The sequence below is a fragment of the Phycicoccus flavus genome, from assembly GCF_004025965.2.
Classification (GTDB): domain Bacteria; phylum Actinomycetota; class Actinomycetes; order Actinomycetales; family Dermatophilaceae; genus Phycicoccus; species Phycicoccus flavus.
In genome coordinates this window covers 21,244-29,647 of record NZ_SAYU02000048.1, presented here as the reverse complement: position 1 = coordinate 29,647, position 8,404 = coordinate 21,244, and the positions used below count along the sequence as shown (strand labels likewise).

The 8,404-nt window shown below is 74.6% G+C and carries 9 protein-coding genes; 4 read left to right on the top strand and 5 right to left on the bottom strand.

The features are described from left to right. Positions 1-206, top strand: a 206-nt coding sequence (locus EPD83_RS13970; protein WP_235950603.1) for a hypothetical protein, incomplete at its 5' end; no start/stop codon positions are given. 69 nt (positions 207-275) lie between these two features. On the opposite strand, the gene EPD83_RS13965 is transcribed toward EPD83_RS13970, so the two are convergent. Next, entirely contained in the window at positions 276-2,069 is a 1,794-nt protein-coding gene (locus EPD83_RS13965) for a thiamine pyrophosphate-requiring protein (RefSeq protein ID WP_165566731.1), read from the bottom strand. A 114-nt stretch (positions 2,070-2,183) separates the two neighbouring features. On the opposite strand from EPD83_RS13965, the gene EPD83_RS13960 reads away from it, so the two are divergent. After that, a complete protein-coding gene (locus EPD83_RS13960) occupies positions 2,184-2,987 on the top strand; it encodes a TVP38/TMEM64 family protein (protein WP_165566730.1) in 804 nt (267 codons plus the stop codon). A gap of 127 nt (positions 2,988-3,114) precedes the next feature. Then, a complete protein-coding gene (locus tag EPD83_RS13955) occupies positions 3,115-4,104 on the top strand; it encodes an LLM class F420-dependent oxidoreductase (RefSeq protein ID WP_128367482.1) in 990 nt (329 codons plus the stop codon). Positions 4,105-4,180: 76 nt separating this feature from the next. On the opposite strand, the gene EPD83_RS13950 is transcribed toward EPD83_RS13955, so the two are convergent. The 4 genes from EPD83_RS13950 to EPD83_RS13935 all read right to left on the bottom strand — a co-directional run bounded on the left by EPD83_RS13950 (position 4,181) and on the right by EPD83_RS13935 (position 7,271). Continuing rightward, positions 4,181-5,182, bottom strand: coding sequence for a DUF808 domain-containing protein (locus EPD83_RS13950; RefSeq protein ID WP_165566729.1), 1,002 nt, complete (start codon positions 5,180-5,182; stop codon positions 4,181-4,183). 63 nt (positions 5,183-5,245) lie between these two features. Next, entirely contained in the window at positions 5,246-6,484 is a 1,239-nt protein-coding gene (locus EPD83_RS13945) for an RNA polymerase sigma factor (protein ID WP_165566728.1), read from the bottom strand. Continuing rightward, a complete protein-coding gene (locus tag EPD83_RS13940) occupies positions 6,481-6,831 on the bottom strand; it encodes a YciI family protein (protein WP_128366961.1) in 351 nt (116 codons plus the stop codon). The genes EPD83_RS13945 and EPD83_RS13940 overlap by 4 nt, the downstream gene beginning before the upstream one ends. Positions 6,832-6,986: 155 nt before the next feature. Further along, positions 6,987-7,271 carry a hypothetical protein gene (locus EPD83_RS13935; protein ID WP_164896451.1) on the bottom strand — a complete coding sequence of 95 codons (285 nt, stop codon included), beginning with the start codon at positions 7,269-7,271 and terminating at the stop codon, positions 6,987-6,989. Between the two features lie 259 nt (positions 7,272-7,530). Here EPD83_RS13935 and EPD83_RS13930 point away from each other — a divergent pair, with 259 nt between their 5' ends. Then, positions 7,531-8,325, top strand: a complete 795-nt coding sequence (locus EPD83_RS13930; RefSeq protein ID WP_164896449.1) for a sigma-70 family RNA polymerase sigma factor — start codon at positions 7,531-7,533, stop codon at positions 8,323-8,325. Positions 8,326-8,404 lie beyond the last annotated feature (79 nt).

The window sequence follows — 8,404 nt, the reverse complement described above, 5'->3', positions numbered from 1 at the left end:
TCGCGCTCGTCGGTCTGCCCGTGCCGTCGATCGCGCTCTTCGTCGCCTTCCGGCTCGCCCGGCCCGAGTCGTTCTGGGCACGCCGCTTCTACCGGGACAAGCCGAAGAAGCTCGCCCGGGCGCGGGCACGGGCCGCCCGGCTGGACGGCCTGCGCCGGCGGGTCCGGGACGCGGTCTCCTTCGGCGGCTTCGGCCCGGCCGGCTGACCGCGGCGGACCGGCCCCCCAGGCCCACCCCCGCGTCGGGGTGGCGGCCGAGCGGGAGCCCCGGGCCGGTCACGACCGGCGGACCCGCGAGAACAGCTCGGCGGCCATCGCCCGGGAGCCCTCGACGGCGACGCGCCGGCCTTCCGGGTCGCCGGTGACGAGGGCCTTGGCGACGCCCATCGCCTGCTCCAGGCTCACGTGCGCGGGCAGCGGCGGGACGTTGCGGTCGACGACGGCGTCGATGACCACCGGCCGGTCGGCGGCGAAGGCGCGGTCCCACACGGCGTCGACGTCCCCGGGCGCGTCGAGCCGGATCCCCTCGAAGCCGAGGACCCGCGCGTACTCGGCGTAGTCCATGTCCTCGACGAGCTGGGCGGTGTCCCAGCGCGGGTCACCGGCCTCGCGCATCTCCCAGGACACCTGGTTGAGGTCGTCGTTGTGCAGGACGAGCACGACGAAGGTGGGGTTCGACCACTCCCGCCAGTGCCGCTTCACGGTGATGAGGCCGTTCATCCCGAGCATCTGGAAGGCGCCGTCGCCGATGGTGCAGACGACGGGCCGGTCCGGGTGCGCGAACTTGCCGGCCATCGCGTACGGCATGGCCGCGAGCATCGTCGCCAAGCGCCCGGAGAGGTTGCCCAGCTGCTCGCCCCCGAGGCTGATGTGGTGGCCGAACCAGTCGGCGGTCGTGCCGGCGTCGGCGGTGATGATGGCGCGCTCGGGCAGCCGCTCGTTGAGGGAGTGGAACACCCGGCGCGGGTTGAGCGGCTCGGCGTCGGCCATGGCGACCCGCGTCGTCTCCTCCCGCCACTCGCGCATGCCGTCGGCGATGCCCTCCTGCCAGGACAGGTCCTCCTGCTGGTGCAGGTGCGGCAGCAGGCCGGCGAGCGTGGCGCCGGCGTCGCCCCAGAGGTTGACCTCGGTCGGGTAGCGGATGCCGAGGTGGCCGGGGTCGGTGTCGATCTGCACCGCCCGCACCGCGCCGGACTCGGGGAGGAACTCGGCGTAGGGGAAGTTGGTGCCGACGAGCAGGAGGGTGTCGCAGTCCTGCATCATCTCGTAGCTCGGGCGCGAGCCGAGGAGGCCCAGCTGCTGGGTGTGGTACGGCACGTCACCGGGCACGACGTCCTTGCCGAGCAGGGCGGTGATGATCCCGGCGCCCAGGCGCTCCGCGACGGCGAGCACCTCGGCGCGGGCCCCGCGGGCCCCCTGGCCGACGAGCATCGCGACCTTGCTCCCGGCGTTGAGGACCTCCGCGGCCTCACGCAGCGAGTCCTCGGTGGGCGCGAAGCGCGGGGACGCGTGGCCGACGCCGCTGCGCGAGATGCCGTGCGCGACCCCGGGCTCCTCCATCTCCAGCTCCTGGACGTCGACCGGGAGGATGACGACGGCGGGTCCGCGCCGGGCCGCGGCCAGCCGCACCGCCTTGTCGACGACGAGCGGCGCGTGCTCGGGAGTGAGGACGGTCTGGACGAAGACGGCGACGTCGGCGAAGGTCCGCTCGAGGTTCAGCTCCTGCTGGAAGTCGCTCCCGGTGGCGGCCCGGGCCTGCTGCCCGACGACCGCGACCACCGGCTGGTTGTCGCCCTTGGCGTCGTAGAGGCCGTTGACCAGGTGCGCCGCCCCGGGGCCGGAGGTGGCCATGCAGACACCGACCTCGCCGGTGAACTTCGCGTGGGCCGTCGCCATGAGCGCGGCCTCCTCCTCGTGGGTCGGCCGGACGTAGGTGAAGTCCTTGCCGTCCCGCTCGGCCCGGCCGAGCGCCCCGTCGAACCCGCCGATGCCGTCCCCCGGATAGCCGTAGAAGCGGTGCAGGTCCCAGGCGATGAGGCGGTCGATGACGAAGTCGCTCACGGTGGCCATGACTCCCGCATACCCGGGGGGTCCGGCGGGAAACTGCGAGCCACCTGTGAACCGGCCGGGTGGCGAGGACGCCTACCCTGGCCGGATGTCACGTCGTCGCAGGTCGCGGCCGGGATGACCCGGGACCACTCCGCGGCCTCGGCGCCGGACGCCGCAACGACGGCCGCGACGCCCCCGGCGGCGGTGAGCCCACCAGCACCGGAGGATCCCGCGACGCCGGACGGCGGCACGTTCACCGAGGGGCACGACGCCGCCGAGCTCGTCGCCGACGCGGCGACCCCGATGCGGGTGCGCGTCGTCGCCGGTGTCCTCACCGCCCTCGTCGTCGGGTCCGTCGTCGCCGTCGTGGCGGGCGGCGACCTCGCGGCCGTCCAGCGCTTCGTCGCCTCCACCGGCGTGTGGGGACCGCTGGTCTACCTCCTCGTCCACGTCGTCCTCACCCTCGTCCCGGTGCCGAAGAACCTCCTGGCCGGCATCGCCGGGGCGCTCTTCGGCGTCGCCTTCGGCATCGGGCTGTCGTGGACCGGGGCGCTGCTCAGCGCGCTCGTCACCTTCTGGCTCGCCGGACGCCTCGGCCGGGACGCCGTGGCGTCGCTCACCGGGCGCCGGGTCCAGCGGGTGCAGCGGCTGCTGCGCGAGCGGGGCCTGCTCACCGTCGTCGTCGCCCGGCTGCTGCCGGTCCTGCCGTTCACCGTCATCAACTACGGCGCGGGCGTCAGCGCGGTGTCGCGCCGCGACTTCGTCCTCGGCACGGCGCTCGGCATCGTCCCCGGGACGGTCGCCTACGTCGTCGTCGGCGCCTCCGCCGGGGAGGACACCCGCGCCATCGGGCTGGCCGGGGCGGCGGGCGTCGTCCTCCTCGTGGCCGCGGCGCTGCTCGCCCGCCGGCTGCTCGCCCGCGACCGCCGCGCGGCCTGACCCGCCGGGTTCGACGCCCGCCCCGGTGCCTGCCGACACGCACGTGCAGGACGGCGCCGATGCGGGTACGGGACCACCGAGACGCGCCGGCACCGGCCGGCCCCGACCACGAAGGAGCACCCGCGCAGTGACCCGTTTCGGCTACACCCTCATGACCGAGCAGAGCGGACCCAAGGAGCTCGTCGAGTACGCCGTCCGCGCCGAGGAGGCCGGCTTCGACCTGCTCGTGTCCAGCGACCACTTCTCCCCCTGGCTCACCGAGCAGGGGCACGCCCCGTACGCCTGGACGGTGCTGGGCGCCGTCGCCCACGCCACCTCACGCGTCGAGCTGGCGACCTACATCACCTGCCCGACGATGCGCTACCACCCCGCGGTCGTCGCCCAGAAGGCCGCGACGCTGCAGATCCTCGCCGACGGCCGGTTCATCCTCGGCCTCGGCGCCGGCGAGAACCTCAACGAGCACGTCATCGGCCAGGGCTGGCCGCCGGTGGCGCAGCGCCAGGACATGCTGGCCGAGGCCGTCGAGGTCATCCGCGCGCTGCACACCGGCGAGCTGACCACCTACCGCGGCGAGTACTTCGACGTCGACTCCGCCCGCATCTGGGACGTCCCGGAGCAGGGCGTCGACATCGGCGTCGCCGTGAGCGGCCGGGCCGGCATCGAGCGGTTCGGCCCGCTGGCCGACCACCTCATCTCGACCGAGCCCGAGGCCGAGCTCATCGGGCAGTGGAACGAGCTCGCGGGGTCGACCATCGGCTCCGGGGCGCGCGCCATCGGCCAGATCCCGATCTGCTGGGACCCCTCGAAGGAGGCCGCGGTCACCCGGGCCCACGAGCAGTTCCGCTGGTTCGCCGGCGGCTGGAAGGTCAACGCCGACCTGCCGACGCCGATGGGCTTCAGCGGGGCCACGCAGTTCGTCCGCGAGGAGGACGTCGAGGCGTCCATCCCCTGCGGCCCGGACCTGGACCACATCGTCGAGTCGGTCCAGCCCTTCTGGGAGGCCGGCTACACCGACATCGCGCTCGTCCAGATCGGCGGCGACCACCAGACCGCGTTCCTCGACGAGGTCGCCCCCGAGCTGCTGGAGAAGCTCCGCGCCGCTGCCCCCTCCTCCTGACCCTCCGACCCACGCGGGTCGGGTGCTCGGGTGGCTGCTCCGGCGACCACCCGAGCACCCGACTCGGGCAGGGGGGTCAGTGCGCGGGGTCGGCGTGCCCGCGCTCGGCGGCCTCGGCGTGCGCGGCACCGCCCGCCTCGTCGTGGCCGCCGCCGCGGGCCCGGTGGACCAGGGTGACGACGGTGACGACGACGGCGCCGACCACCGCCCCGGCCATGGCGGACCCGAGGGTGTTCGTCAGCCAGCCGAGCACGCCCCCGAGCGCTCCGGTGGCCTCGTGGACGGCCTCCTCGGCGTGGTGCACGAGGTCGTAGGGCGCGTGCCACTCGAGCTCTTCGGCACCGACGAGCAGGATGTGCCCGCCGACCCACAGCATGGCGACGACGCCGAGCGTGGAGAGGCCGGAGAGCACCTTGGGCATGGCCTTGACCAGGCCCTCGCCGACCCGGCGCACTCCGGGTGAGTCCCGCTCGGCGAGGTGCAGGCCGATGTCGTCCATCTTCACGATGAGCCCGACCACGCCGTAGACGAGCACGGTGATGAAGACGGCGACGACGACGAGGACGGTGGCCCGGGTCCAGAACCCCTCGGACGCGACGTCGTCGAGGGCGATGACCATGATCTCGGCGGAGAGGATGAGGTCGGTGCGGATGGCCCCGGCGACCATCGCCTTCTCCTGCTCGGGCCCGACGTCGGTGACGGGCGCCTCGTGCGTCTCGTGGTGGGCGAGCTTCTCCCAGATCTTCTCGGCGCCCTCGAACGCGAGGTAGGTGCCGCCGAGCATGAGGATCGGGGTGAGCAGCCACGGCAGGAACTGGCTGAGCAGCAGGGCGATCGGCAGGATGATGAGCAGCTTGTTGCGGATCGAGCCGATGGCGATCTTCTTGATGATCGGCAGCTCGCGCTCCGGGGTGACGCCGGTGACGTAGCGCGGCGTGACGGCGGTGTCGTCGACGACGACCCCCGCGGCCTTGGCGCTGGCGCGTCCGGCGGCGGCACCGACGTCGTCGACCGACGCGGCGGCCAGCCGGGCGATCGCGGCGACGTCGTCGAGCAGGGCGACGAGCCCTCCGGCCATGGGGATGACCTCCCGGTCGATGGCGCGGCGGCCTGTCCCCGCCGCGTCCGCGTGGGGTGAACGCTACTGCGCGGACGCGGCCGCCGTCGCCACCGTCGCCCGCCGCCCCTGCAGGAACGCCCGCTCGCCGGGGTTCGTCGCCAGCGCGAGCGCCCGGTCGTAGGCGTCGAGCGCCTCGGCCGGCCGGCCCAGGCGGCGCAGCAGGTCGGCCCGCGTGGCGTGGAGGGCGTGGTACCCCACGAGCGCGTCCCCGAGGCCGTCGACCTCGGCCAGTCCGGCGGCCGGGCCCGAGACCTCGGCGACGGCGACGGCTCGGTTGAGGGCGACGACGGGGGTCGGGGTGGCGGCGAGCATGAGGTCGTAGAGCGCGAGCACCTGCGACCAGTCGGTGTCCTCGGCCCGGGCGGCGTCGGTGTGCACGGCGTTGACGGCCGCGAGCAGCTGGTAGTGCCCGGGACGGCCGCGGCGCAGGCACTCCCGGACCAGCGCGTGCCCCTCGGCGATGGCCGCCCGGTCCCAGCGGGCCCGGTCCTGCTCGGCCAGCGGCACGAGGACGCCGCCCACGAAGCGGGCGTCCCGCCGCGAGTCGGTGAGCAGCATGAGCGCGAGCAGACCGGCGACCTCGGGCTCGTCGGGCATGAGGTCGCGCAGCAGCCGCCCGAGCCGCAGGGCCTCGGCGGTGAGGTCGGCGCGCTGCTCGGCGCCGCCGGACCCGGGCAGGTGCCCCTCGGTGAAGACGAGGTAGACGACGGCCAGGACGGCGGCGAGCCGCTCGGGCAGCTCGGCGTCGCGGGGCACCCGGTAGGGGATGTTCGCCGCGCCGATCTTGCGCTTGGCCCGGGTGATCCGCTGCGCCATCGTCCGCTCGGGGACGAGGAAGGCGTCCGCGACCTCGGGGACGGTGAGCCCGCCGAGCAGGCGCAGCGTCAGGGCCACCCGGGCCTCCGGCGCGAGCGCCGGGTGGCAGCAGGTGAAGATCAGCCGCAGCCGCTCGTCGGTCACCGACGTCACGCGCGCGCCGGGGTCGGCCTCGTGCTGCTGGTGGAGCATGTCGGCCTCCTCGTGCCGGGCCTGCCGGGTGGACTCGCGCCGCAGCCGGTCCAGGGCCTTGTTCCGCGCGACCACCGTGAGCCAGCCGCCCGGGTTGGGCGGGGTGCCCTCGACCGGCCAGCGGCGGACGGCCTCGACGAACGCCTCCTGGGCGCAGTCCTCGGCGAGGTCGAGGTCACCGAACCGGCCGGCCAGCGCCGCGACGACGCGGCCGAACTCGGCCCGGTGGACCTCCCCGACGTGCGGGCTCACTCGTCCGCGAAGGGCCGCACCTCGACCCGGCCGCGGCAGGCCTTCGACCCCCGCGCGGCGAGGGCGAGGGCGGCGTCGAGGTCGGGCGCCTCGACGACCCAGAAGCCGCCGATCTGCTCCTTGGCCTCGCTGAACGGTCCGTCGGTGGTGACGACCTGGTCGCCCTGGCCGTCGACGACGGTGGCGGTCGACGGCGGGTGCAGACCGCCGGCGAACACCCACGAGCCCTCCTGCTGCAGCTGCTGGTTGAAGGCGTCGGTGTCGGCGAACGCCTGCTGCATCTCCTCCTCGGAGGCGTACACGTCCTCGCCCTCGGTGTGCCACACGGACATCAGGTACTGCGTCATGGTGCTCGGCTCCTTCGCGGTGTCGGGTCACGGGCGGCCTGTCGTCGCCGTCCCGTCACCTGCTCCACGAACGGGCGAGGCCGGATGCGACAGGTCCCCCGGAAGAATTCTGGAGGACGTCCGGCCGGGACCGGGAGGGCCCGGCCCCGCGGCGGTCAGCCGGTGGCGAGCGCCGCGGCCTCGACGTCGGCGAGGACCTGCCCGAGGTCGTCGTAGACGGCCTCCCGCGACAGCTTCGCCAGCCGGCAGCAGAGGCGCGAAGGGGTGCCGCGGCCGAGGCAGGCGGCGATGAGGTCGTCCTGGCGGGCCGGGAAGGACTGGTCGGCGAGCACGAGGCGCAGGTCCGCGAGGTCGGCGGCCAGCGAGCCGTCGGCGCGGTCACCGGTCGTCCCCGGCGCAGGGTGCACCATCGTCATCCGCCGGACCTCCTCGTCCGTCACACCCGCTCGCACGGGAGATGTGGACCATACCCACATCCGGCGTCCAGAAAACCGGGATCACGACAGATCCGCAGGTCACAGGCCCCGGAAGCACCGGAACGGACGACCCCGGGACCGGCGGAGGCGTCGAACCCCGTCGATTCCCGAGCACGTGGGTGGCACGCGCGGGCTACCACGGGGTAGCGTCCTTGACGTCCACCTCAGGTGGACGCGATGGTCGAGCAGCGCGCCATCGGTCCGTTCAGGATCGGAGGCACGTATGACCGCACCCACCGTCAGCCGTCTGCACGGCGAGTCCTCGCCCGGGGCCGACCTCGAGCTCGAGGACCTTCTCCTCGCCCTCTCCCACACCGACGACGACGCCGAACGCGCCCACCTCGTCGAGTCCGTCGTCCACCTCACCCTCCCGATGGCCGACAGCCTTGCGTCGCGCTACTCCGGTCGGGGGATCGACACCGAGGACCTGGTCCAGGTGGCCCGGACCGCGCTCGTCGCGGCCGTCCACCGCTACCGCCCCGACGCCGGGCACGGCTTCGCCGCCTTCGCCGTCCCCACCATCCGCGGCGAGCTCAAGCGCCACTTCCGCGACGCCGGGTGGACCGTCCGACCGCCCCGGGGCCTCCAGGAGCTGCGTGCCGAGGTGGTGCGCGCCGAGGAGGACCTGCGGATGCGGCTGGGCCGCGAGGTCAGCCTCGCCGAGGTCGCCGCCGCCGTCGACCGGGACGTCAGCGCCGTCGCCGAGGCCCGCGCCTGCGCCTCCGCCTTCACCCCCGGCTCGCTGGACGCGCCCACCGTGGCCGGCGGGACGGCCGGGGACCTGCTCGCCGCCCCCGGCGACGACGCCGCCGCCGTCGACCTGCGGATGGCGGTCCGCGCCGAGGTCAGCCGGCTCACCGCCCGCGAGCGCCTCATCCTCGACCTGCGCTTCGTCGAGGAGCGCACCCAGAGCGAGATCGGCGAGGTCGTCGGGGTCAGCCAGATGCAGGTCTCGCGGGTGCTGGCCTCGGTGCTCCGCCGGCTGCGGGAGAGCCTGGACCCGGTGACGGCCGCCTGACCGGCCCACGGTTGCGGCCCGCCCGGTCCCGGGGGCCGGAGCCGGACCCGCCTCCCGGGTAAGCCGTCGGCGTCGTCTC